The 24,420-nt window shown below is 59.8% G+C and carries 25 protein-coding genes; 12 read left to right on the top strand and 13 right to left on the bottom strand.

Going from position 1 to position 24,420, the window contains the following annotated elements:
* Nucleotides 1-63 precede the first annotated feature (63 nt).
* The 3 genes from PSH78_RS21815 to norR form a co-directional block, all read right to left on the bottom strand.
* Complete coding sequence (locus tag PSH78_RS21815) at nucleotides 64-390, bottom strand: hypothetical protein (protein WP_305496705.1); 327 nt, start codon at nucleotides 388-390, stop codon at nucleotides 64-66.
* Between the two features lie 117 nt (nucleotides 391-507).
* Nucleotides 508-1,410, bottom strand: a complete 903-nt coding sequence (locus PSH78_RS21810) for a chemotaxis protein CheV (RefSeq protein ID WP_305496704.1) — start codon at nucleotides 1,408-1,410, stop codon at nucleotides 508-510.
* A gap of 155 nt (nucleotides 1,411-1,565) precedes the next feature.
* Nucleotides 1,566-3,119, bottom strand: a complete 1,554-nt coding sequence (norR, locus tag PSH78_RS21805) for a nitric oxide reductase transcriptional regulator NorR (protein WP_305496703.1) — start codon at nucleotides 3,117-3,119, stop codon at nucleotides 1,566-1,568.
* Between the two features lie 150 nt (nucleotides 3,120-3,269).
* On the opposite strand from norR, the gene hmpA reads away from it, so the two are divergent.
* The 9 genes from hmpA (at nucleotide 3,270) to PSH78_RS21760 (ending at nucleotide 11,690) form a co-directional block, all read left to right on the top strand.
* Complete coding sequence (gene hmpA / locus PSH78_RS21800; protein WP_305496701.1) at nucleotides 3,270-4,451, top strand: NO-inducible flavohemoprotein; 1,182 nt, start codon at nucleotides 3,270-3,272, stop codon at nucleotides 4,449-4,451.
* A gap of 303 nt (nucleotides 4,452-4,754) precedes the next feature.
* On the top strand, nucleotides 4,755-5,264 hold the full coding sequence (locus tag PSH78_RS21795) for a disulfide bond formation protein B (protein ID WP_305496699.1): 510 nt from the start codon (nucleotides 4,755-4,757) through the stop codon (nucleotides 5,262-5,264).
* A 782-nt stretch (nucleotides 5,265-6,046) separates the two neighbouring features.
* Nucleotides 6,047-6,994: a ubiquinol oxidase subunit II gene (cyoA, locus tag PSH78_RS21790; RefSeq protein ID WP_305496696.1), complete on the top strand. Its 948-nt coding sequence runs from the start codon at nucleotides 6,047-6,049 to the stop codon at nucleotides 6,992-6,994.
* A 3-nt stretch (nucleotides 6,995-6,997) separates the two neighbouring features.
* Complete coding sequence (cyoB, locus tag PSH78_RS21785) at nucleotides 6,998-9,028, top strand: cytochrome o ubiquinol oxidase subunit I (protein WP_305496694.1); 2,031 nt, start codon at nucleotides 6,998-7,000, stop codon at nucleotides 9,026-9,028.
* A gap of 3 nt (nucleotides 9,029-9,031) precedes the next feature.
* Entirely contained in the window at nucleotides 9,032-9,658 is a 627-nt protein-coding gene (locus PSH78_RS21780; RefSeq protein ID WP_053125033.1) for a cytochrome o ubiquinol oxidase subunit III, read from the top strand.
* Nucleotides 9,659-9,994 carry a cytochrome o ubiquinol oxidase subunit IV gene (gene cyoD, locus PSH78_RS21775; protein ID WP_249876093.1) on the top strand — a complete coding sequence of 112 codons (336 nt, stop codon included), beginning with the start codon at nucleotides 9,659-9,661 and terminating at the stop codon, nucleotides 9,992-9,994.
* 11 nt (nucleotides 9,995-10,005) lie between these two features.
* Nucleotides 10,006-10,893 (top strand): heme o synthase, encoded by an 888-nt coding sequence (cyoE, locus tag PSH78_RS21770; protein WP_039591595.1) that lies wholly within the window; start codon nucleotides 10,006-10,008, stop codon nucleotides 10,891-10,893.
* 141 nt (nucleotides 10,894-11,034) lie between these two features.
* Nucleotides 11,035-11,379, top strand: a complete 345-nt coding sequence (locus PSH78_RS21765) for a toxin (RefSeq protein ID WP_305501356.1) — start codon at nucleotides 11,035-11,037, stop codon at nucleotides 11,377-11,379.
* Complete coding sequence (locus PSH78_RS21760) at nucleotides 11,376-11,690, top strand: DNA-binding transcriptional regulator (protein WP_305496690.1); 315 nt, start codon at nucleotides 11,376-11,378, stop codon at nucleotides 11,688-11,690. Before PSH78_RS21765 ends, PSH78_RS21760 begins: the two co-directional genes overlap by 4 nt.
* 192 nt (nucleotides 11,691-11,882) lie before the next feature.
* Here the strand turns inward: PSH78_RS21760 and PSH78_RS21755 are convergent, their stop codons facing one another.
* From PSH78_RS21755 to PSH78_RS21730, 6 genes are all read right to left on the bottom strand, one after another.
* Nucleotides 11,883-12,587, bottom strand: coding sequence for a hypothetical protein (locus tag PSH78_RS21755; protein WP_305496688.1), 705 nt, complete (start codon nucleotides 12,585-12,587; stop codon nucleotides 11,883-11,885).
* Nucleotides 12,588-12,707: 120 nt separating this feature from the next.
* On the bottom strand, nucleotides 12,708-13,451 hold the full coding sequence (locus PSH78_RS21750) for a DUF72 domain-containing protein (RefSeq protein ID WP_305496686.1): 744 nt from the start codon (nucleotides 13,449-13,451) through the stop codon (nucleotides 12,708-12,710).
* A gap of 76 nt (nucleotides 13,452-13,527) precedes the next feature.
* On the bottom strand, nucleotides 13,528-14,541 hold the full coding sequence (locus tag PSH78_RS21745) for a sensor domain-containing diguanylate cyclase (protein WP_305501355.1): 1,014 nt from the start codon (nucleotides 14,539-14,541) through the stop codon (nucleotides 13,528-13,530).
* Between the two features lie 163 nt (nucleotides 14,542-14,704).
* The gene (locus PSH78_RS21740; protein WP_305496685.1) at nucleotides 14,705-15,439 is read right to left on the bottom strand and encodes a hypothetical protein; all 735 of its coding nucleotides are present in this window, start codon (nucleotides 15,437-15,439) and stop codon (nucleotides 14,705-14,707) included.
* Nucleotides 15,432-16,049: a hypothetical protein gene (locus tag PSH78_RS21735; protein WP_305496684.1), complete on the bottom strand. Its 618-nt coding sequence runs from the start codon at nucleotides 16,047-16,049 to the stop codon at nucleotides 15,432-15,434. The genes PSH78_RS21740 and PSH78_RS21735 overlap by 8 nt, the downstream gene beginning before the upstream one ends.
* 77 nt (nucleotides 16,050-16,126) lie before the next feature.
* Entirely contained in the window at nucleotides 16,127-17,047 is a 921-nt protein-coding gene (locus PSH78_RS21730) for a LysR family transcriptional regulator (protein WP_305496683.1), read from the bottom strand.
* 98 nt (nucleotides 17,048-17,145) lie between these two features.
* Here PSH78_RS21730 and PSH78_RS21725 point away from each other — a divergent pair, with 98 nt between their 5' ends.
* Both PSH78_RS21725 and PSH78_RS21720 read left to right on the top strand, forming a co-directional pair.
* Nucleotides 17,146-18,321, top strand: a complete 1,176-nt coding sequence (locus tag PSH78_RS21725; protein ID WP_305496682.1) for an aspartate aminotransferase family protein — start codon at nucleotides 17,146-17,148, stop codon at nucleotides 18,319-18,321.
* Nucleotides 18,322-18,474: 153 nt separating this feature from the next.
* Nucleotides 18,475-19,209 (top strand): OmpA family lipoprotein, encoded by a 735-nt coding sequence (locus PSH78_RS21720; RefSeq protein ID WP_018604257.1) that lies wholly within the window; start codon nucleotides 18,475-18,477, stop codon nucleotides 19,207-19,209.
* 221 nt (nucleotides 19,210-19,430) lie between these two features.
* On the opposite strand, the gene ehuA is transcribed toward PSH78_RS21720, so the two are convergent.
* From ehuA to ehuB, 4 genes are all read right to left on the bottom strand, one after another.
* On the bottom strand, nucleotides 19,431-20,300 hold the full coding sequence (gene ehuA / locus PSH78_RS21715) for an ectoine/hydroxyectoine ABC transporter ATP-binding protein EhuA (protein ID WP_370871002.1): 870 nt from the start codon (nucleotides 20,298-20,300) through the stop codon (nucleotides 19,431-19,433).
* Nucleotides 20,300-20,956 carry an ectoine/hydroxyectoine ABC transporter permease subunit EhuD gene (gene ehuD / locus PSH78_RS21710; protein ID WP_305496681.1) on the bottom strand — a complete coding sequence of 219 codons (657 nt, stop codon included), beginning with the start codon at nucleotides 20,954-20,956 and terminating at the stop codon, nucleotides 20,300-20,302. Before ehuD ends, ehuA begins: the two co-directional genes overlap by 1 nt.
* Complete coding sequence (gene ehuC / locus PSH78_RS21705) at nucleotides 20,953-21,612, bottom strand: ectoine/hydroxyectoine ABC transporter permease subunit EhuC (protein ID WP_305496680.1); 660 nt, start codon at nucleotides 21,610-21,612, stop codon at nucleotides 20,953-20,955. The genes ehuD and ehuC overlap by 4 nt, the downstream gene beginning before the upstream one ends.
* Nucleotides 21,613-21,690: 78 nt before the next feature.
* Nucleotides 21,691-22,548, bottom strand: coding sequence for an ectoine/hydroxyectoine ABC transporter substrate-binding protein EhuB (gene ehuB, locus PSH78_RS21700; RefSeq protein ID WP_305496678.1), 858 nt, complete (start codon nucleotides 22,546-22,548; stop codon nucleotides 21,691-21,693).
* A gap of 288 nt (nucleotides 22,549-22,836) precedes the next feature.
* Here ehuB and PSH78_RS21695 point away from each other — a divergent pair, with 288 nt between their 5' ends.
* Complete coding sequence (locus PSH78_RS21695; protein ID WP_305496677.1) at nucleotides 22,837-24,231, top strand: PLP-dependent aminotransferase family protein; 1,395 nt, start codon at nucleotides 22,837-22,839, stop codon at nucleotides 24,229-24,231.
* The last annotated feature ends 189 nt before the right edge of the window (nucleotides 24,232-24,420 follow it).

The following is a 24,420-nucleotide window of genomic DNA, read 5'->3' as shown; positions in this document are numbered from 1 at the left end:
GATTGGCTAGAGCGGCGACAGAAAAACGCCGTGATAAGCCATGCGAAGCAATTTATGCGCCATTCATCGGGAGGTTTCGGTCGGGCGGATCGAGTCCCATTCGCTCACGAATGCACTCTTGGTTTTCTTGCGGTACAGGCACAGCTCGGTGCCGGTCGCGCCTTTCATGTGCTTTTGCGGGTACTGGCCTTGCAGCAACAGCGCGGTGTAGCCCACCCGGTCGTCGAATTGCGCGGGGCTGCCGACCGGTTCGGCATTCTTCAGACCGCTGGCCTTGATGCAACTGGCAAGGACTTTCTTGTCATAGGCAGCCCAGGCATCGGAGCTGGAGGCATGGGCCTGTGCAGCCAGGGCGCTGAGGGCGAAGAAAATCAGGCAGGGTACTTTCATCGGCAAGATCCTTGTTCCGGGAGGCCAGCGCAAGAGTATGCCTGAGGTTGGGACGGTATCGAGGCCGCGAACTCGCAGCCTCGCGCACTCGGCGCCCGCATCGGAATGCGGGCGGGTTCAGCGACCTTGTTCGGCGACGGCCTTGGCCGCCGTGATCAGGCATTTGGTCAGTTCCGGCGAGGAGAACTTGGTCAGTACCCCGTTGGCGCCCGCCAGCCGCGCTTTCTCACTGTTCATGGCGCTGTCGAGCGAGGTGTGCAACAACACGTAGAGGTGAGCGAAGTCGGGTGTTTCGCGCAGGGTCCGGGTGAGGGCATAACCGTCCATTTCGGACATTTCGATGTCGGAAACGATCAGGTTGATCTCCTGCGCCGTGCCTTGCAGCTCAAGCAGGCAGTCGATGGCTTCCTTGGCGCTGCGGGCGGTGTGGCATTGCAGGCCCAGGTTGCGCAAGGTATGCACCGATTGCTGGAGTGCCACCTGGCTGTCATCGACCACCAGGATTCGGGCGTTACCGAGGACTTCGGCGTCTTCCATGCTCAGCTCGGTGGGCGCCGTCTCGATTTGCGCCGGGGCGATACCGTGGATGACTTTTTCGATGTCCAGCACTTGCACCAGCGTGCCGTCCACCGAGGTCACGCCGGTGATGAACGCACGCACACCGCCGGAGCCATAGGGCGGCGGCTTGATGTCGGTGGTCAGGCAATGCACGATCTTGCTCACCGCCTGGACGTGCAGGCCCTGCTTGGAGCGGCTGACGTCGGTGACGATCAGGCACCCGCCGTCCGGGTCCTCCAGCGGCCGCTCGCCAATGGCGCGGCTGAGGTCAATCACCGACAACGACATTCCGCGCAACGTGGCGATGCCTTTTACGTGTGGGTGTGACTCCGGCAGTCTGGTCAGTGGCGGGCAGGGAATGATTTCGCTGACCTTGAGCAGGTTGATTGCCATCAGCTTGCCGCTGCGCAAGGTAAACAGCAGAAGCGAAAGGGAATCTGCGCGGGCTTTGTTGGAAGACATAAAAACCTTCTGTGGAAAAAGGTGGGGCGAGCATGAAGATCGCCAAGACAGCTTTTGATAACGGGTTATCGACTTGTCGGGGGCAGGCTTTAGGGCGAAAAACTGTCAATGGCGAGGATCACGATAGTGCGGTCCACAAAAGTCCCCTTGGCAAACTATTTGAGGCCCAGCCGCCTGGCCATCCGCCCCAGGTTGGCCCGATCCAGGCCCAGTTCCCGGGCAGCGCTGGCCCAGTTGTGTTGATGGCGTTCCAGGCAGGCGCTGATCATTTGCCGTTGATAATCTTCCGTGGCCTGGCGCAAGTCACCGGAAACCGTCACCGTGGAGGCTGGCGCGAGGCTGTTGGTCGGAGCACTTTCCGGGACTGCGTGAGGCAGATCCAGATCATCGGCGCTCAAGCTGAGAATCTTCGGCCGAACCGGATGCTTGCCCAATGCCTTCAACGCGCTGCGACCGATCAGGTGCTCCAGTTCGCGCACGTTGCCCGGCCAATCGTAGGCCAGCAACGCAGCCTGGGCGTCGCTGGTCAGGCGCAGGCTGCCCAGGCCCATGCGCGAGCGGTTCTGTTCCAGGAAGAAACCGGCGAGCAGCAGCACATCGCGCCCGCGATCACGCAGCGCCGGCACTTGCAGCGGGTAGACACTCAACCGGTGATAGAAGTCGGCTCGATAACGGCCATTGCGCACTTCCTCGGCGAGGTCGCGGTTGGTCGCCGCAATCAGGCGCACATCGACGCGGTGCTCCTTGTCCGAGCCCAGGCGTTGCAGCTGGCCGCATTGCAACACGCGAAGCAATTTGGCCTGGACGGTCAGGGACAGTTCGCCCACCTCGTCGAGGAACAGCGTGCCGCCATCCGCCAGCTCGAATTTGCCGCGCCGGTCCTGGGTGGCACCGGTGAACGCGCCGCGAACATGACCGAAGAGTTCACTTTCCACCAGCGTGTCGGGCAGCGCCGCGCAATTGAGGCTGATCAGCGGCTGGTCGGCACGGTGGGAGGCGGCGTGAATGGCCTGGGCGACCAATTCCTTGCCGACGCCGGTTTCGCCGGTGATCAGTACCGTCAGGTCACTGCCCCCGACCAGCTTGATCTCTTCCACCAGGCGTTTATGGGTCTTGCTCTGGCCGACCATGTCGCGCTGCTGCTGGCCGCTGGCCTGACGGTAGACCTCGGCGCGGCGATGCTCGTCCTCTGCCCTCAACGCCAGGCGCTCGATGCGTTCGGCGGCGCTGACGGTGGCGGCGGCGAGGCTGGCGAAGGCTTGCAGGGCGCTCAGGTCAATAGGTTCGAAGCGTTCCGGGTCCAGCGAGTCCAGGGTCAGCAAGCCCCAGGGCTGCTCATCGACAAACAGCGGGCAACCCATGCAATCGTGAACCTCCAGATGTTCATCCAGCCCTTCCACCAATCCGTCGTACGGATCGGGCAGGTCACTGTCGGTGGCGAAGCGGGTGGGCTGCGGATTGGCCAGCAAAGCTTCGAAACGCGGATGCTCACTGACCCGGAATCGCCGGCCCAGGGTGTCGGTGCTCAAGCCATCCACGGCCAGCGGGACGAGGCAGTCGCCGTCCAGGCGCAACAGTGCGGCGGCATCGCAAGGCAGCAGGCTGCGCAGGGCTCCGAGCAGGCGCCGATAGCGCTCGCCTTCAGGCAGTTCGCGGGACAGGTCGGCCACCAGCGGCAATAGCGAGGTCAGCAGGGAAGTTGCGGTCATAATGACTCCATCTGGTCATATAGACTATAAGTGCTGTCTTGTCGATATGACTACATCATCTTCAAGCATATGAAATACAAGGGAAAATTTTGTGGCATGAAAACTGATAGGCCTAGGTAACTGTTATTTGTACCACGCGAGGAGTCACCCATGCTGAGTCGAGAACAACGCGCCATCATCCGTTCCACTGTCCCCTTGCTTGAAAGCGGTGGGGAAGCGCTGATCACTCACTTCTACCGCATGATGCTGTCCGAGTACCCGCAAGTGCGCCCGCTGTTCAACCAGGCTCACCAGGCCAGCGGCGACCAGCCGCGTGCGCTGGCTAACGGTGTATTGATGTATGCGCGGCACATCGATCAGCTCGACCAGTTGGGCGATCTGGTGGCGAAGATCGTCAACAAGCACGTGGCCTTGCAGATCCAGCCACAGCATTACCCGATCGTCGGCTCCTGCTTGCTGCGGGCAATCGCTGAGGTACTGGGCGAAGAGATCGCTACACCTGAAGTGATTTCGGCGTGGGGCGCGGCCTATAACCAGTTGGCCGACATTCTGATCGGCGCCGAAACCAGCTTGTATGACCGCAAAGCGGCGGCACCCGGCGGCTGGCGCGGTGAACGTGAGTTCATCCTGACGGCCAAGGCGGCGGAAAGCGCGGAAATCACTTCGTTCTACTTCGAACCGGCGGACAAGGGGCCGATCCTGCAGGCCGAGCCCGGCCAGTACATCGGTATGAAGCTGGTCCTGGACAGTGAAGAAGTGCGCCGCAACTATTCGTTGTCGGCCTTGGCGAACAATGGCCAGTACCGCATCAGCGTCAAGCGCGAGGCGGGCGGACGGGTGTCCAATTACCTGCACGATCATTTCCAGGTCGGCAGCAGCATCCAGCTGTTTCCGCCGTCGGGAGATTTCTACCTCACCGCCAGCGACAAGCCGCTAGTGCTAATCAGTGGCGGCGTCGGCATCACTCCGACCCTGGCGATGTTGCAAGCGGCGCTGCAAACCGAGCGCCCGGTGCATTTCATTCACTGCGCGCGCAATGGCCAGGTCCATGCCTTTCGCGAGTGGATCGACGACCTGGCCAAGCGGCACCCGCAACTCAAGCGCTTCTACTGTTATGACGAGCACGACGGCGCAGGGCCGGCGGCGGACAAGGTAGGGCTGTTGAGTGAGGAACAACTGGCGCAGTGGTTGCCCGAGCAGCGAGACCTGGACGCCTACTTCCTTGGGCCTAAGGGCTTCATGGCGGCCATCAGGCGTCATCTCAAGGCCTTGGGCGTACCGCCGGGACAAAGCCGCTATGAATTCTTCGGGCCGGCGGCTGCCTTGGAATAAATGCCTGGGCAATCCGGGTGACCGGGTTGCCTTGTTCGCGAGCAGGCTCGCTCCCACAGTGGATTTGTAGCGGGGCATACATTTTTATCCACCGCAGAAACTGTGGGAGCGAGCCTGCTCGCGAAAGCGGTGGCATGACTGCCGCTGTCCTGGAATTAATCCCCGCTTAACCTCTTTCCTGTCTATTCCCTCCACATTGCCGACTGCGCTCGTTCACGATCTGCGTGTAGACTTCGGCCATCCGAAAGCGCGCCGGTCGCCGCAAGGCCGCGCGTCGATCCATGCCTATCAAAGGGAAAAGCAATGAGTGAGGAAATGCTGCGGCTGGGCCGTGAGCGGCGCTATCTGGTGCTGCTGGGGTTGATCTGCCTGGGACTGATCGGCGGTGCTTTATATCTGCAGGTAGTGCTTGGTGAAGCGCCATGCCCGCTGTGCATCCTGCAGCGCTATGCGTTGTTGCTGATCGCCATCTTCGCCTTCATCGGCGCGGCCATGCGCACGCGCCGCAGCCTGACGGTCTTCGAAGGCCTTGTCGTGCTTTGCGCGCTGGCGGGGGCGGGGGTGGCCGGGCACCATGTGTACACCCAGTTTTTCCCCGCGGTCAGTTGCGGTGTGGATGTGTTGCAGCCGATTGTCGATAGCCTGCCGCTGGCGAAGATTTTCCCGCTGGGCTTCCAGGTCGATGGTTTCTGTTCCACCCCGTACCCGCCGATCCTCGGCCTGTCGCTGGCGCAATGGGCACTGGTGGCGTTTGTCCTTACCGTCGTGCTGGTGCCATTGCTGGTGTCGCGCAATCGCAAGGCGCTGCGCTGAAGTATCGTGAAAAAAACGCCCCGGTTCTTCTTCGGAACCGGGGCGTTTTACGTTTCAGGGTCGATGAGGCAGCGTCTTGATCAGAGGCAGGAACACCCTGCGACAATGTGCGACATGTTGTCACATATCTGCTGTCTCGCAGCCGTCCCAAGGCCGAATTGTCGCCTCATTCTGCAACAAAAAAACCGCTTGATCGCCCTTCGCTTTCACTTGCGAGTCGGTCTGGAGCAGGCATTTTTAACAGCGCAGCGGGTTGCCTCCAAGGCCCCGGAAAATGGGCGTCTAAAGCGGGTCAAAGCTCGCTGTAAATTGCTCGAGCTGTCTAAATCGGGCGTAGTAGCCTTACGTTTTTTGGGGTTCTTGTTGAGAATTAATTTCGATAACATGCTGGCCCGTTGCAATATCGGCGGCAGATTATTGCCGGATCGGAGAAAAATTATTTCGGGTTAAGACATGGTCTCGAACGCCGCAGCTCACTACAATCGCCCGCACCGATTTTCCGACCCGGCTCAGGCTTGAGCACGAGAGTGGTCGAAGGGCGCCAGCGCCCCATGCGACCCCAGGTGTCGGTGCCTCCAACTACCCGCACCAAACGGAATTGGGCTTGAACAGGCCTTTGACCAACGAATAAGAACTCACTGCTGGCCCAGGATGTGTCGAACAGCGTCTGACGTTCGACGGGCAGCCCTTATTCAATCCAAGAAAATGCCAACCCTTGGCAGGGTGAAGTGTTGGCGATCAAAACCCAACTGCATTGCGCAAGCTGCTTTAGAGGTCGTGAGATGAGTAAAAACAGGTACCCCCGATTACTAGGCTTGTTGCCGCTGCTCGGCACGTTGCTGCTGGGAGGCTGCAACATGACCCTGCTCGATCCCAAGGGCCAGGTCGGCCTGGATGAACGAAACCTGATCATCACCGCCACGCTGCTGATGTTGCTGGTCGTCGTGCCGGTTATCGTCATGACGTTCCTGTTCGCCTGGAAATATCGCGCGTCCAACACCAGTGCCACCTACACGCCGAAATGGTCCCACTCGACCAAGATCGAAATCGCGGTGTGGACCATTCCGGTACTGATCATCATTGCCCTGGGTTACATCACCTACAAGTCGACCCACGCCCTGGACCCGTACCGTCCGCTGGATTCCGACGTCAAGCCGATCACCATCGAAGTGGTCTCGATGGACTGGAAGTGGCTGTTCATCTACCCGGAACAAGGCATCGCCACGGTCAACAAGATCGTGTTCCCGGCCCACACGCCGATCAACTTCAAGGTCACCTCCGACACCGTGATGAACTCGTTCTTCATCCCGGGCCTGGGCGGCCAGATCTACGCGATGGCCGGCATGCAGACCAAGCTGCACCTGATCGCCAACCAGAACACCGAACTTGAAGGTATCTCCGCCAACTACAGCGGCGCGGGTTTCACCGGCATGAAGTTCAAAGCGACCGCCACCACCCAGGAAGAGTTCGACGCCTGGGTAAACGAAGTGAAGAAGGCACCTAAACAGCTTGAAAAAGCTGAATACGAAGCCCTTTCCAAGCCGAGCCAGAACAACCCTGTCGAACTCTACTCGTCGGTCACGCCGAACCTGTTCCAGACCATCATCGATAAGTATGAAGGGATGAATCCGGGCAAGCCGATGCATCACGAGAAGAAAGACAAGGAAGTGGCCCACAACATGGAAGGGATGGACATGAGCTCGCATTCAGCTGCCGGGGCAGAGGAGTAAACGATGTTTGGTAAATTAAGTTGGGAAGCGATCCCGTTCCACGAGCCGATTGTCATGGTGACCCTCGCCATCATCGCGCTCGGTGGTCTGGCGTTGTTCGCGGGTATCACTTATTTCAAGAAGTGGACCTACCTGTGGACTGAATGGTTGACCTCGGTCGACCACAAGAAGATCGGCGTGATGTACATCATCGTCGCCATGGTCATGCTGCTGCGCGGTTTTGCCGACGCGATCATGATGCGTACCCAGTTGGCCATGGCCACCGAGGGTTCGCCCGGCTACCTGCCGCCTGAACACTATGACCAGATCTTCACCGCCCACGGTGTGATCATGATCATCTTCATGGCGATGCCATTCTTCACCGGCCTGATGAACCTTGCTGTGCCGCTGCAGATCGGCGCGCGTGACGTTGCCTATCCATTCCTGAACTCCCTGAGCTTCTGGCTGCTGGTGTCCGGCGTGGTGCTGATCAACGTTTCCCTGGGTGTCGGCGAATTCGCCAAGACCGGTTGGGTTGCCTACCCGCCGCTGTCGGGGCTGCAATACAGTCCGGGCGTCGGGGTGGATTACTACATCTGGGCGCTACAGCTATCCGGGCTCGGGACAACGCTGACGGGGGTCAACTTCCTGGCCACCGTGCTGAAAATGCGTACCCCTGGCATGAAGCTGATGGACATGCCGATCTTCACCTGGACCTGCACCTGGGCCAACGTGCTGATCGTCGCTTCGTTCCCGATCCTGACCGCTACACTCGCTCTGCTGACGCTTGACCGCTACATGGATTTCCACATTTTCACCAATGAACTGGGTGGAAATCCGATGATGTACGTCAACCTGTTCTGGGCCTGGGGTCACCCTGAGGTGTACATCCTGATCCTGCCGGCGTTCGGTATTTTCTCCGAAGTCATCTCGACCTTCTCCGGCAAGAAACTGTTTGGCCACCACTCGATGATCTACGCTTCCGGCGCGATCTCGGTACTGGGCTTCATGGTCTGGCTGCACCACTTCTTCACCATGGGTTCGGGTGCCAGCGTCAACGCCTTCTTCGGCCTGGCGACGATGCTGATCTCGATTCCGACGGGTGTGAAGCTGTTCAACTGGCTGTTCACCATCTACCAGGGCCGCCTGCGTTTCACCAGCCACGTGCTGTGGACCCTGGGCTTCATGGTGACCTTCGCCATCGGCGGCATGACCGGCGTACTGCTGGCCATCCCGGGTGCGGACTTCGTGCTGCACAACAGTCTGTTCGTGATCGCGCACTTCCATAACGTGATCATCGGCGGCGCCGTGTTCGGCTACATCGCGGGCTTTGCGTTCTACTTCCCGAAAGCGTTCGGCTTCAAGCTGCACGAAGGTTGGGGCAAGGCTGCGTTCTGGTTCTGGATTTCGGGCTTCTTCGTCGCGTTCATGCCGCTCTATGCACTGGGCTTCATGGGCATGACCCGTCGCCTGAACGCCACTACCAACCCTGAGTGGGTGCCGTACCTGTACGTCGCCATGTTCGGTGCGGTGATGATCGCTGTCGGTATCGCCTGCCAGCTGATCCAGCTGTACGTCAGTGTGCGTGACCGCAAGAAGCCGGAAAACATGTGCGAACACGGTGACCCGTGGAATGCCCATACCCTGGAATGGTCGACTTCTTCGCCACCACCGTTCTACAACTTTGCCGTGCTGCCGAAAGCGGAAACCATCGACCCGTTCACCGAAGCCAAGGAAAACGGTACCGCGTACCAGACTCCGGCCAGGTACGCGCCGATCCACATGCCCAACAACACCGCTACCGGTGTGGTCATGGGGGCTCTGTTGACCGTGTTCGGTTTCGCGATGATCTGGCACATCTGGTGGCTGGCCATCGCCAGCCTGGTCGGCACCGTGGTGTATTTCACCATCCATGCCGCCCGAGATGATCAGGGCTACATGGTGCCGGTGGATGTCATCGAGCGCATCGAAGCCGAGCAGCACAAGCGTCTGGTCGCGGCCGGGAAAGTCCCAGCCTCCGCCACCCGTGTTGAAACCTCGTTGGAACAGGCTTAAACCATGTCGAACTTAGTGACCAATGTTGGACACGCCCATGGTCATGACCATGGGCACGATGACCATCACCACGACTCGGGCGAGATGACCGTATTCGGTTTCTGGCTCTACCTGATGACCGACTGCATTCTGTTTGCGTCGATCTTCGCGGTATACGCGGTGCTGGTTAACAACGTCGCCGGTGGCCCGTCGGGCCACGACATCTTCGAACTGCCTTATGTACTGGGCGAAACCGCGCTGCTGCTGTTCAGTTCGATCACCTACGGCTTCGCCATGCTGGCGTTGTTCAAGGGCAAGAAAACCCAGGTACTGGGCTGGTTGGCAATGACCTTCCTGCTGGGCGCCGGCTTTATCGCCATGGAGATCAACGAGTTCCACATCCTGATCGCCGAAGGCTACGGCCCTAGCCGCAGCGGCTTCCTGTCCGGGTTCTTCACCCTGGTCGGCACCCACGGTCTGCACGTGACCAGCGGTCTGATCTGGATGGCGATCATGATGTACCAGGTCCAGAAAAACGGCCTGACCGCCACCAACAAGACGCGCCTGAGCTGCCTGAGCCTGTTCTGGCACTTTCTGGACGTGGTGTGGATCTGCGTATTCACCGTTGTTTATCTGATGGGGACCCTGTAAATGGCTAACGCTCATTCCCATGATGGCCACGACGCCGGCCACGGCAGCGTCAAGTCCTACGCGATCGGTTTCATCCTGTCGGTGATCCTGACCGTCATTCCGTTCGGCCTGGTGATGTATCCAACGCTGCCGAAGAGCCTGACGCTGTGGATCATTCTGATCTTCGCCGTGGTCCAGGTATTGGTCCACCTGGTGTACTTCCTGCACCTGGACCGCTCGGCCGCCCAGCGTAACAACGTGATTGCGTTCGTCTTCGCTGCGCTGGTGATCGTACTGCTGGTCGGCTTGTCGTTGTGGATCATGTTCAGCATCCACTCCAACATGATGGCGCACTGAGGAAAGTCCGAATGTCACTGAAGCACTTTATCCAAATCACCAAGCCGGGGATCATTTTCGGTAACGTGCTTTCTGTGGCGGGCGGGTTTTTCCTGGCCTCGAAAGGGCATGTCGATCTGGCCATCTTCCTGGCGGCGATGATCGGCACTTCCCTGGTGGTGGCGTCTGGTTGCGTGTTCAACAACTGCATCGACCGCGACATCGACATCAAGATGGAACGCACCAAGAACCGGGCGCTGGTCCAAGGCCTGATTCCGGTGCAACTGGCTCTGGCATTCGCCACGGTGCTGGGCGTGGCCGGCGTGGCGCTGTTGTATTGGGTGGCCAACCCGCTGGCAGCGTTGTTCGCGGTGATCGGCTTTGTGATCTACGTCGGGCTCTACAGCCTGTACCTCAAGCGCAAGTCGGTTCACGGCACGCTGGTGGGCAGTCTGTCGGGAGCGATGCCGCCGGTGATCGGTTATGTCGCGGTCAGCAACAGCTTCGACATGGCTGCGCTGACGCTGCTGGTGATGTTCAGCCTGTGGCAGATGCCGCATTCCTATGCCATCGCGATCTTCCGCTTCAACGACTACCTGGCGGCCTCGATTCCGGTGCTGCCGGTCAAGCGCGGTATCCAGGTGGCGAAGAAGCACATCCTGCTCTACATCCTGGCCTTCCTCGTGGCGACCTTGATGCTGACCTTCAGCGGTTACGCCGGCATGAGCTACCTCGCCGTCGCCGCCGCCATGGGCATGTACTGGCTGTACATGGCCTGGACCGGCTACAAGGCAGTGGATGACACGGTCTGGGCACGCAAGCTGTTCGTGTTCTCGATCTTCACCATCACCGCCCTGAGCGTCATGATGTCCTTGGACTTCAAGGTGCCGAGTGAGCTGCTGCTGACGTACGCGCCTTAAGCTTCAGACGCTGCACAAAAAGCCCCGCCTTCGAGAGAAGCGCGGGGCTTTTTTGTAGCTGCGCGGCATCGAAACATGTTGTCATTCGTCGCAATAGATTATCGGTTGTTGAACTATACGCAAATTGCCTATAGTTTTGCCATGCGAACCCTATTTTTTGAAACGACTTCATTTACCGCCACGGTCGGCCATTACCTGACTGACGATGAGTATCGCGTCCTTCAGTCCTTTATGTTGCTGCATCCGGAGGTCGGTGACGTCATGCCACGAACCGGCGGCTTCCGTAAGCTGCGTTGGTTCGATGGGCGTCGTGGCAAAGGGAAGCGAGGTGGGTTGCGAGTCATTTACTACTGGCTTATGCACGACTGTCAGTTCTGGATGTTCGCAATTTATGACAAGGACGAGTTGGAAAACCTCACCTCCGAGCAAGAGAAGACGCTCAAGCGCGCCATAGAAGCAGAGTTGAAAGTACGAGGTACCATATGAAAAAGCGCGATCTGTTTGCCGAGATGATGCAAGGCGTCGAAGAGATGGCCGCTCACCGCGAGGGCAAGATTACCCTTCGCCAGATAACGGTCGAAGACAAACCAGTTCCCGAGGTGTCAGCCCAGGAAATAGTAGCTTTGCGCGACCGGCTTCATATGTCTCAAGCTGTTTTTGCCAAGAGCATCAGGACTAGCCCTGGCACTCTCCGGAACTGGGAGCAGGAAAAATCCAAGCCTAACGCCCAGGCGGCTTTGTTGATCAAGCTGGTCGAGAAGTTTCCGGACATGGTCGAACGGCTTGGCGCTGTTTGAAAAGCTGATAGCCATGAAAAAGCCCCGCCTTCGAGAGAAGCGAGGGGCTTTTTCATGGCTGATATTCAGGACGCTGTTGATCTTCCTGTGGGAGCGAGCCTGCTCGCGAAGCGGTGGGTCAGTTGAACTGAGGCTGACTGACACGGTGCATTCGCGAGCAGGCTCGCTCCCACAAGGGCCCGGATTCGGGTTTTATTGCTGGGCGATGCTGTAGCCGTCGAAGGCTTTTTGCTGCTGCAAGGCGGTGACGATGCTTTTGCGGGTGACCGGCTGTTCGGTGCCGTCGTTGTCCAGGAAGGTTTCGCTTTCCAGCTCTGCTTCGTCGCCTTCGCCGATGAAGTTGAAGCCGAGGAATTCGAAGGCCTCGCGGTCGACGTTCGGCTTGGAGCGTGGTGTGCGCAAGGGCAGGGTGACGCTGATGCCGTCCTTGCTGATGACAAATACCTCGGCTTCCTTCTTGGCCCGCGTGGCCTTGCCCTTGCTGCCGCTCGGGTTGCTGATGGCCTGATGGGTCTGGTTCAGTACTTTCAGGGCCAGGCCGTAGACCAGTTCCTGGAAGGCCGGGTCATCCTTGTAGCTGGAAAGGATACGGCTGATCGGGAAGCGGCTGCTGAGGTCTTCCAGCGCGGCGAAGTCGGCGGCTTCGGCGTCCTTGAGTTGCTTGAGCTGGCCCATCAGTGCGTAGGCCTTGTCATCGTCGAACGCATCGTGAGCCTGGCGAATGGCGGTGCGCAGTTCGCGGATCTGGTCGCTTTCGCGGTTCGACTGGAAGGCATCGAGGACCATTTCGCTGATGCTTTTGGCCTGGGGCAGATGCTGTGAAAGATTGATGGAGTTTTCGTATTCCGCTTTGGACGACAGGGAGACTACAGATTCAGCGGTATTGGAATCGGACATTGAAATTTCACTACTTCTGTTAGCGGGATATGGCGAGAAAACGCACGGGGCTTTTTTCGGTCGCCTAATCTATTGGACCCGGGCGGTGTTGTCACGGTCGGACCGGCCACCGGTGATATTTCAGTCGCGCAGCAGCTCCAGCAATCGCAACGCATCGGGCGTTGCGGCGCCGCTGGCGGTGTTGTCGAAGATGCACCAGGTCGGCGTGTCCGGGGCAGCCTTCAGTAGGTCTGCCAGTCGCTGCAGCCAGGTGTCTTCGTAGGCAGAGTAATAAATGCGCGGCGAGCCATGCAGCCGGTAATAACGCACGCCCGCCCAGCCCGCCGGTTGATCGCCGCCCGGCAGAGGCGACGGGTCGGCGGCGACGCGGGCGATGCGCTCTTTCTCAAGCAGTGCCATGGCCTGTGGCGCGAGCCAGCTCGGGTGCCGGGGTTCGAGTACCGCGTGGCCCTGGTAACGGTCACGCAAGGCTTTGAAAAAGCCCTCGGCCTGGGTGTTATCGAAGGCCAGCGACGGCGGCAACTGGATCAACAGGCAACCAAGTTTCTCCCGTAGTTGCGAGCATTGCCCGAGGAACTCATCCACCAGCCCCTCGCAATCATGCAAGCGCCGCTCATGGGTGATCTGCTTGGGCACCTTGACTGAGAAGCGAAAGCCCGCCGGCACACTGTCGGCCCATTTTGCATAGGTGGCGGGACGGTGCGGGCGGTAGAACGAACTGTTGATTTCCACCGCCGGGAAGCGGCCGCTGTAGCGCTGCAAATGGGTGCCTTCAAGGGGAAAAGCGGGCCATTGCTCCCTTGGCAGCGACCAGCCCGCGCAACCCACCAACACGGGCGAAGAGGAGAGAGGGCGAGTCGGCAATGGCGAGGACCTGATTGCAAGAGTTACAGCCTATGACCACCGCAGCGGCCTGAGGATCCAATCGGACATTGCCCGTTCAATCACAAATCACATTCTTGCCGGCCATCTTGGAGCGATACAGTGCCTGGTCAGCCCGATCCAGTAGCGCTGCTTGCGGTTCGTCTTCGCGGCGTTGCACCACGCCAAAGCTCATGGTGATCTGGAAATCGCCCACCGGCAGCAGGTCGGACAGGCCGCGGCGAATGGTTTCGGCCAACAGGAATGCGTCGGCCTTGGAGGTGTTGGGCAAGATCATGATGAATTCATCGCCACCCCAGCGCACCAGCAGATCGCCGTCGCGCTCGCAGCGCTTGACCGCCTGTACCACTTGCACCAGCGCCGCGTCGCCGAAAGCATGGCCGTAGCGATCGTTGATGTCCTTGAAGTCGTCGACATCCATGGCAATCAGCGACAACGGCTCGCGAAAGCGCTGCGCACGTTCACAGGCCAATGGTAGCGCCTGTTCCAGGCGATAGCGGTTGGCGACCAGCGTAAGGGCGTCGGTTTCGGCGAGCCTGCGGTTTTCCTCGAGCTGGATTTGCAACTGCTCGTTGACCCGGGACAGTTCGCGGGTGCGTTCTTCGATGATGGCTTCGAGGGACTTGTTGCGCCGTTCAAGTTGTTCGAACAGACGCTTCTTGTCGTCGATGCTGCGATGGGCACCGATCATGCGGGCAACACTGCCATCGGGGTTGCGGGCGATCACGTAGCCGCGGTCTTCGATCCAGATATAAGAGCCGTCTTGGGCGCGGCAGCGGTATTCGGCCTGGTACTTCGAGGCGCGTTGTTCGAGGTAATCGTCGAATAGCGCCATCACGTGGGGATAATCTTCCGGGTGGATCACGCTCTCCCAGGTCAGCACGGTGTTGCTCAGGGAGTGCGGCGTATAACCGAGCATCGTGTACCAGCCGGGATTTCGATAGACGAAGCCGGTGTTGGCGTTCCAGTCCCAGATGCCATCGCTGACCAGTTCCATGATGGTGTGCAGCACGTTTTCGTCCAGATCGGACAAATCGAACCGCAGCAAATCGATCTTCGAGGCGTCGTCCATCATCGTTCCCTCAATCAGCCCTGATATCAAAATGCTCTTCCAAGGGTGAAGAGTAGCCGATGGGCTCTAGGGTCACTAGTGGGACATAACGTCTTAAAAGTAGCCTAATTAGGCTACAAAACGGAAAGTGCCTTTTTAAGGCTACTTAAAGAAAGATGCGTTTCTATCTCGTGATATACGCAACGAGCAGCCCCGTTCCGATGCTTAAAGTGAAGCTCAGCAGCGTACCCAGCAGTACGTACTCGCTGATGGAGCGTACCTTGGCGTTCTGGATTTCGTTGAAGCGAAGGATGCTTTTCGCCGTCAGGAGGAAGCCGACGGCCTCCCATTGTTCCAGTAAAACAAATGTCAAAATAAGTATCCGCTCCAGATACCCGATCAATGTCCCAGCGTTGGTCAGTGAGCCGCCAGTGTCGATCTCTTTGATCCACGGGTTGAGTATTGTGCCGATCAATGCTGAAGCAGGACGTAGCATCAATACATAAGCTAGGCCAATCGTGATATTCGCCGTGGTAATCAGTTCTGCCAGAGAGCCTTGAATATGCGCTGCATTGCTTTCGGAAAGCAGCCAGATCGTGACCAGACTGGCAATCAGAACAGTTTGTCTGGCCAGTAAAGCCCATATCGGCGATTTGAATGAGGTTGGAGTTTGGATCAGGGTTAACAGCTTGGCGGTTGACATCATGAGCCCAGCCTTCCAAGCGAAAGCGCCGTTTTCACGCGACAAGATCATCAGCAATGAAAAAACTACGAAATAAACGCCGAAGGTCACCAAGTGGAACACGACCTTTTGCTTGCGGCTTGCAGAGGTTTCAATAGTCCAATAGCTAGATACCCAGAAGTCTAGAAGCACGTGTGCCAGTAATAAAATAGCGAGTAACGTTGACGCTTCAATCACGGGCCAGCTCCTTGATCCACCGGTTTGTGCTTGCCAGGTATTTATCCAGTAGACGTGCCTGGGCGCGCTGCAGCGCTTTGTTTACAGTGACCCGGGATTTGCCCAGCATGTGGGCGATAGTTTGTTGGTCGGTTTGTTCAATCAAATGCAGTGCGTAGGTCTGGGCTTCAACAGCTGTCCAGCCCTCCAGTACAGCGGCCACGAACTCTGTCACCAGTCCCGCGCGCTCCTGAAACTCCTGATGGGTGCTGAACACCGCGAGCGTGCTTTTTTTCATGCTGTCGAGCCCCTGGCCGGACAAAATGAATGCTTCCCGATATGTCTGCGATTTACGTGCAGAGCCTATGCCTACGGCGATGCGTGCATCCCAACGTTCCCCTTCCGGGCTGGCCTCGACCAAGGCGGCTCGCAAGGCGATGGCGCAATGGAAAGCCTGTTCGGGTCGGTCCAGCAAAAGTTGAAAACCATCACCTCGAAAGACGTCCGCTTTCGCTTTGTAGCGTTTTTCCAGTCGCTCCAATGTTTTTTCCAAGCGGGCGATATACGCGAACGTATTCTCCGCGCTTTGCGAGTGAATCAGATCACCGGTCAATACCGCTTCTGGCTTCATTGAAGTTGCTCGATCATTGGATGTCGCAACGTAGCCTTAAAAAGCTACTTCTGCAATAGTAGCCCTATTTGGCTACTCTAGAGTCGCGGTTCACCTACACTTCTCCCCCACCGTTCCAACGCAAACTCGACAAAACTACGCAATTTCGGCAAACGGTAGCGATCCTGGGCGTAGAGCAGGCTCATCGGGCGGTGGGGCAATTGATAGCCTTGCAGGAGGGCCACCAGGTCTCCGTTCTTCAGGTCCTGCTCCACCAATGCATCGGGCAGCATCACCACGCCCATGCCGGCCAGCGCCGCACGGTGCAGGCCCGACGAGCTGTTGATCAGCATCGGCCCGCGCACCGGCACTTTTATTTCGCCTTCCGGCCCGTTGATGGGCCAGTGCTCCTGGGCGAAACGCCACTCGTCTCCGGCGGAATAGGCAAACGACAGGCAGTCATGCTGTTGCAGGTCTTCGGGTTTCTGCGGCGTGCCGCGCCGTGCCAGGTAAGTCTTGGAGGCGCAGACGGTCAAGGTGTAGTCCATCAGGGGACGAGCGATCAGCTTGGGATCGACAGGGCCCAGGCGAATGGCGACGTCAAAGCCGTGGTCGAGCAGGTCGAGACGCTGGTTGGTCAAGACAACGTCGAGTTTGACCTGCGGATAACACTGGCTGTATTCGGCCAGTGCCGGGGCGAGGCGCTCCGTGCCGAAGGTCAGCGGCGCGGTGATGCGCAAGGTGCCGCTGGGATCGCCTTGGGTCTGCTCGGCCAGGCGTTCGGAATCGGCAACCAGCCCGATCACTTCCAGGCAACGTTGATAGTAGGCCGAGCCGAATTCGGTCAAGCGCTGACGACGCGTCGTACGGTTGATCAGGCGCACACCCAGGCGTTGTTCCAGCGCCCGAAGGTGATTGCCGACCATCGTCGTGGACATTTCGCAGGCCTGGGCCGCTGCGGTCAGGCTGCCGGTTTCCACCACTTTCACGTAAACGGTCATTGCCTGGAACAGGTCCATTATCAAGCTCTGCTTTTAAATGAATGAAGTAATGCGAGGTTTATCCAGTAGGGGTGGCTAACCATACTGGAAAAAACCACCCGATGGAGCTAGATGTCATGACTGCCGCCTGCCTGATGAGCACTTACCAACCCTTGGCGTTGAATTTCACCCATGGCTTGGGTACCCGCCTGTGGGATCAGGACGGGCGCGAATATCTGGATGCGGTGGCGGGCGTGGCGGTGACCAACGTCGGTCATTCCCATCCGCGGCTGGTGGCGGCCATCAGCGAACAGGCCAGCCTGCTGCTGCACACGTCCAACCTGTACAGCATCGACTGGCAGCAGCGGTTGGCCCACAGACTCACCCAGCTCTCGGGGATGGAACGGGCGTTTTTCAACAACTCCGGCGCCGAGGCGAATGAAACCGCATTGAAGCTGGCCCGCCTGCATGGCTGGCACAAAGGCGTCGAACAGCCCTTGGTCGTGGTGATGGACAACGCTTTCCATGGGCGCACCCTGGGCACGATGTCCGCCAGCGACGGGCCATCGGTGCGGCTGGGTTTCAATCGGTTGCCAGGTGATTTCATCAAGGTGCCATTCGGCGATCTCGGCGCGTTGGAAAAAATCCAGCAAGCCCACGGCGAGCGCATCGTTGCGATCCTGGTAGAGCCGATCCAGGGCGAAAGTGGCGTACAACTCGCACCACCGGGTTACCTGAAGGCTTTGCGGGATTTGTGCACCAGGCGCGCCTGGTTGTTGATGCTCGACGAGATCCAGACCGGCATCGGCCGCACCGGGCAGTGGTTCGCGTTCCAGCACGAGGGCATCGTGCCGGACGTGATGACCCTCGCCAAAGGCCTCGGCAACGGCGTACCCATCGGTGCCTGCCTGGCGCGCGGCAAGGCCGCCGGGCTGTTCACTCCCGGCAGCCATGGCAGCACCTTCGGCGGCAATCCGCTGGCCTGTCGGGTCGGCTGCACGGTGCTGGACATCATTGAGGAACAAGGCCTGCTGGCGAACGCCAAGCGCCAAGGCGCGCAGTTGCTGAGCCGGCTACGGGCCGAACTGGCGGACAACCCGAACGTGCTGGATATTCGTGGCCAAGGCTTGATGATCGGCATCGAACTCAAGCAGCCGGTTCGCGACCTGACCCTCTGTGCCGCCCGGGATCATGGTTTGCTGATCAACGTCACCCGGGGCAAAACCATTCGCCTGCTGCCGCCGTTGACGATTGACGGGCGGGAAGTCGAGATGATCGTCAGAGGGGTGAGCCGCTGCCTGGCGCAGGCGTGACGCTACCTCGTCCGGACCGATGCCTCATGGTGATCGGTCCGGGCGAAGCGCAGCGCGACGGGACGGAATTTTTGACGATTGTCGCGTTCCAACGCCAGCCAGAGTCGATTGCCTATGCTTTGGAACTCAGACTGAAAACCCAGGAGCATCTTCATGTTCACCTCGCGTCGCTTGATCGTTGTCGCTACTGCCGTGGCCCTGTTGTCCGGCTGTGCGTCGCCCAACCCCTATGACAACCAGGGCCAGGCCTCTACCGAATCTTCGGGCATGAGCAAAACCGCCAAGTATGGCGGCCTCGGCGCCCTGGCCGGGGCATTGGCCGGTGCGGCCATCGGCCACGATAATCGGGGCAAGGGTGCGTTGATCGGCGCGGCGGTGGTGGGCGCTTCCGCGGCCGGCTACGGTTACTACGCGGACCAGCAGGAAAAGAAATTGCGCGCCAGCATGGCCAATACCGGCGTTGAGGTGCAGCGCCAGGGCGACCAGATCAAGCTGATCATGCCGGGCAATATCACCTTCGCCACCGACTCGGCGAACATCGCGTCGAGCTTCTATCAGCCGCTGAACAACCTGGCCAACTCCCTCAAGGAGTTCAACCAGAACCAGATCGAGATCGTCGGCTACACCGACAGCACCGGCAGCCGCCAGCACAACATGGACCTGTCCCAGCGTCGCGCGCAGAGCGTGGCGACCTACCTGACCTCCCAAGGTGTCAGCGGCGCCAACCTCTCGGCCCGTGGCGCCGGCCCGGACAACCCGGTGGCAAGCAACGCCGACGTCAACGGCCGTGCGCAAAACCGTCGCGTCGAGGTCAACCTCAAGGCCATTCCTGGCCAGCAGTACCAGGCGCCGCAGCAGCAGGGGCAGACTTACCAGCAATACCCATAACCGCTGGACGGTTATGAAACGGGGGCCATGGAAACATGGCCTTTTTTTATGGCTGTCGTTTGACCCTTTGTGGCGAGGGGATTTATCCCCGCTGGGCTGCGAAGCAGCCCCAAAACGGTCAACCCACTCAGCCTGACACTCCGAGTTGCTTGTTTGGGGGGCTGCTGCGCAGCCCAGCGGGGATAAATCCCCTCGCCACAACAGAGTTCACTTGGGTAGGTTTAGTTAGCCTCTTTCACCGCACTCAGAAACGCGCACGTCCGCTCCTGCTGCGGGTGCTCGAAAATCTGCGCCGGGGTGCCTTGTTCGTGAATCTGGCCCTTGTAGAAAAAGCATACCCGGTCGGCGAATTCCCGGGCAAAGCCCATCTGGTGGGTCACCATCAACATCGTCAGGTTGTGCTCGGTGCCCAGCTTGCGGATCACGTTCAGCACCTCGCCGCACAATTCCGGATCAAGCGCCGAGGTCACTTCATCGAACAGCATCACCTTGGGGCGCATCGCCAGCGCCCGGGCAATCGCCACCCGCTGCTGCTGGCCGCCGGACAACTGCGACGGGTAATGGTCGAGCTTGTTGCCCAGGCCCACCAGCTCGAGCAGGTCGGCGGCGCGCTCGCGGGCTTCCTTGGGGTTCATGCCCAGCACCTGCACTGGCGCCTCGATCACATTTTGCAGCGCGGTCATATGGGGAAACAGATTGAAGCTCTGGAACACCATGCCGATCTTGCCACGCACCCGGCGGATGTGCCGGTCATTGGCCGGAACCAGCACGCCGTTGCGGTTGGGCATGTGGGTGAGGGAGTCGTCCTCAATGCGGATTTGGCCCTGATCGATGCCTTCGAGCGTCATCAGCACCCGCAGCAGCGTCGACTTGCCCGAGCCGCTGGGGCCGATGATCGCGACCTTTTCACCGGGCGCGACATCCAGGTTCAAATGATCGAGCACGGTGAAGCTGCCATAGCTTTTGGTCACGTCCTGGAAACTCACAATCGGCCGGGACGGTGTCAGAATCTGCATGGCCGGGGCCTCCTGCTGCGATGCCAGCGTGCTGCGCCGGGACAAATCGGTGGGCGTGGACAGGGGTAAAGTCATTAGCGTAGCTCCATGCGCGTTTCAAGGCGCCGTACCAGCCAAGCCAGGGCAAGGCTCAGGGCGAGGAAGAACAGGCCGACCAGGGTGATCGGTTCCAGGTAGCGGAAATGTTCGGAGCCGATGTTCTTGGCCTGCTGCATGATTTCCACCACGGTGATCGCCGACAGCACCGGCGTGTCCTTGAGCATCGCCACTAGGTAGTTGCCCAGCGGCGGCACGATCGGCCGCAGCGCCTGGGGCAGGATGATGTTGCGGTAGGCGTCGTACGGCGCGATGTTCAGTGCGGTCACCGCCTCCCACTGCGCCCGTGGCACGGCGTCGAGGCCACTGCGGTAGACCTCGGCGATGTAGCAGGCGTAATGCAGGCCGATGCCGAGGATGCCGACTTGCATGGCCGTCAGGCTCAGGCCGTAGTTGGGCAGCACGTAATAAAGGAAGTACACCTGGATCAGCAACGGCGTGCTGCGGATGAACTCGATCACTGCCGTGGCCGGCCACGACAACCAGAACTTGCGGCTGCGCCGGCCAATCGCCAGGAACAGCCCCAGCACGATCGCGATCAGGAAACCGATCAGGGTAATGCCCACGGTGTTGAGGGAGGCGCGCAGCAGGTCCGGTAGGATCAGTGCGGCGTAGGACCAATCGAACAGCGTCATGACAGACCTCCGCGCATCCGGCCCCGGCTCAGCCGACGCTCGACGTGGCGCATGCCCAGGTTGATGGCCTGGGCGAGGATGAAATACATCACCAGCGCCAGGCTGAAGATTTCCAGGGTCTGGAACGTCGCCTGGTCCAGTTGGCGTGCCCGGAAACTCAGGTCGGACAAGGTGATCAACGACACCAGCGAGGTATTCTTCAACAACTCGATCAGCAGGTTGGTGCCCGGTGGAATGGCCGCCAGCAAGGCCTGGGGCAGGATGATTCGCTTGAAGCGCGTAAAGCTGCTGAAGTTCAGCGCCGTGCAGGCTTCGTATTGCCCCTTGGCGACCGAGCTGATCGCGCCACGCATCACCTCGGCCCCGTAGGCGCCGATGTGCAGCCCCAGGCCGACAATCGCCACGGCGTAGGGGCTCAGCTCGATGTTGAACGGCGGCAGTGGCAGCACGAAGAACAGCCAGAACAGCTGCACCAGCAGCGAGGTGCCACGGAACACTTCGATATAGGTAATCGAAAACCAGCGCAACGCACGCCACGGCGACAGTCGACCGAGCGCCGCCAGCACCGCGGCGACGATCGCCAGCAACGAGCCGAAGAATGTCACCTGGAGCGTGACCCAGGCCCCTTGAATCAATAACGGAAGTAATTCGCCCATGGTTCAACCCGTATCCGATGAAGCTGGGAACAGGCATCACGCGTACGCGTCATGCCTGTTTCGGCACGCCAGTGTCGATTACGGCTGAGCGCAGAGCTCGGCCGCGGTCTTGCTGGTGACGTTGGACTTGTCGAAACCGAAGGGTGCGACGGCCTTGAGATGTTCCTCCGAGCCCAGCCACTTCTTCAGCTCGGCGTTGACCGCGTCGCGCAGGTCCTTGTCCTCGGGCCGGAAGGCCAGGGCGCCGTAGCCGATGTGGGACGGATCGTCCTTGAACTCGGTCATCGCCTCGACTTTGTCGCCGCCCTTGCTGGCCAGGCCTTTCATGGTCAGTTGTGTGCCGACGGCGGCATCGGCGCGACCGGCGCGCACCGCTTGCAGTTGCGCCGTGGTGTCGGGAACCTGGAGGATCTGTTCGTCCTTGACCCCCGAGTCGCGGGCGTAAGCGAGGTTGACCGTACCGGCCATGATCGCCAGCTTCACGTCCGGTTGTTTGGCGATGTCTTCGTAGCTGTGGAGCTTTTTCGGATTGCCCTTGGCCACGAGCAAGGCGTCGGGCAACTGGTATTGCGGGTCGGTGAACAACACTTGCTTGCAACGCGCCGGGGTAATGTACATGCCGGCGGCAATCACGTCGAAACGCCCGGCGCGCAGGCCCGGAATCAGCGAGCCCCATTCGGTGAGCACCCCATTGACCTGCTTGATGCCCATCCTGGCGAAGATGATCTTGGCGATCTCCGGCGATTCGCCGGTCACGCTGCCGTCGGTTTCGGTGAACGCAAACGGCGTTTCGTTGGCATAGCCGATGCGGATGCTGCTGTTGCTTTTGACGGTATCCAGGGTGGCCGCTTGAACGCTGCCGGCCAGGCCAAGCGCGGCACACGTCAACAAGAGGCGGCGCAGGGGCGTGCAGCTGCTGGTTGGAAAATTGCTCATCGATAAAATCTCCTGTTTCTTGTGGATCCGTCGCTGGACGGTTCTGTGTTAGGAGGCAGTGTGGCAAGAGCAAAGCGTACAGCGGCGGATCCGGGCGGGGCCTGAGTCGGTAACAGCGCCGGTACAGGTCGATCCGGCTTTTTATCGGGGCAGTGTGCCCGCCTGGATGACGACCTTGGACCGAGCATACAAAAGCCCCGGCGCCGATTGTATTGCACTAGGACAATTGCTTTGCCGCGAAGCCCGAGCAATGCTGGGCGCACCAGTACAAAGGCGGGTCGCAGCGTTATGGATAAGTGGAAATCAGCCTTGGACGTCGCCCGCAGCGGTGAATCCAAATACAAGATTCTGGTCCAGGCGATCGCCGACGACATCGAACAGGGCGTCCTCGCCAACGACCAGCGCCTGCCGCCGCAACGGCAAGTGGCCGACGCCATGGGCATCAGCGTGCAGACCGTCACCAACGCCTACAAGGAACTGGAGCGCCAGGGGCTGGTGCGTTGCGAAGTAGGGCGCGGCAGTTTCGTTTCGCGGCGCATGAGCGACCGGGTCGCCACCTACATACTCGACAGCCCCGAGCGGGCGCTGGTGGATTTTTCCATCACGCGGATCCTGCACACTCGCGAGCACGATCAGTTCTGGCGCGACACCTGCGCCGAGCTGAGCACAGAAGAGGATCAGCCATGGATTCATGCGTTTCGTCCGATTGCGGGGTTTGAATCCCATCGCGAAGCGGCGGCGCAATGGATCGGCCGGCAGGGGCTGAAGGTCGATCGCAACGACGTCTTGATTACCAACGGCGCGGCTCATGGCATCTTCCTCGCCCTGGCTTCCCTGGCCGGTCCCGACGATGTAGTGCTCTGCGAAGGGCTGACCGACCACGGTGTGATCGGCAATTCCCAAGTACTGGGTTTCACCCTCAAGGGCCTGGACACCGACCGCCACGGCATCGATCCCGAGCATTTCGAGGACATGTGCAGCAACGAGCGCATCACCGCGCTGGTGTGCACCCCCAACCTCAATAACCCCACCACCAGCCTGATGCCCGACACCCGCCGCCGGGAAATCGCCGAGATTGCCCGGCGCTTCGGCGTGCACATCATCGAAGACGATGTCTACGGGCCGTTGCTGGACGAGCGCCGGGCGCCGCCCATTAGCCATTACCTGCCGGAGCTGTCGTTCTATTGCACGAGCATGACCAAGTCGGTGCTCACGGGCTTGCGCATCGGTTACCTGGTGGTGCCCAAGCGCCTGGCGTTGCGTACCGAGAGCATTCTGCGGGTGAACAGTTGGATGGCCACGCCGATGGTCTCGGAGATTGCCGCCCGCTGGATCCGCGACGGTCGCGCCGACTCATTGCTGCACTTGCAACGACGCCTGTTGGCCGGGCGCCAGGCGATGGTCACCGAATACATGGGCGAGCACGTCTTGGCCCAGCATCCCCATGCCTTGAATGCTTGGATCGGCATTCCGCCCCACTGGGAAGTCGACAGCCTGGTACGGGCGCTGCGGCACAAGCACATCGCCGTCACGTCCCCCGATCCGTTCACCGTGCGCGGCACGCCGCGGCCACGGGCGGTGCGGGTCTGCGTTGGCGCCGAATGCAGCGATGAAGAAATGCGCCATGCACTGATAGGCATGCGGCAGATCTTCAACCAGTATCCGCAGATTCATGATTTTTGATAACGCGAACAATAATCCTGTGGGAGCGAGCCTGCTCGCGAAGGCGGCAGCACATCCAGCATTGATGTGATGGGTAGACGGCTTTCGCGAGCAGGCTCGCTCCCACAAGGGGATTTCCGGCGGCCTCTGAATCTGGGCGAGCCAGTCCAGACTGTGGGAGCGAGCTTGCTCGCGATAGCGGTTTGACAG

It is taken from the genome of Pseudomonas sp. FP198 (assembly GCF_030687895.1).
Classification (GTDB): domain Bacteria; phylum Pseudomonadota; class Gammaproteobacteria; order Pseudomonadales; family Pseudomonadaceae; genus Aquipseudomonas.
Note: the sequence above shows the minus strand (reverse complement) of the source record. Positions and strands in the feature narration are given on the sequence as shown.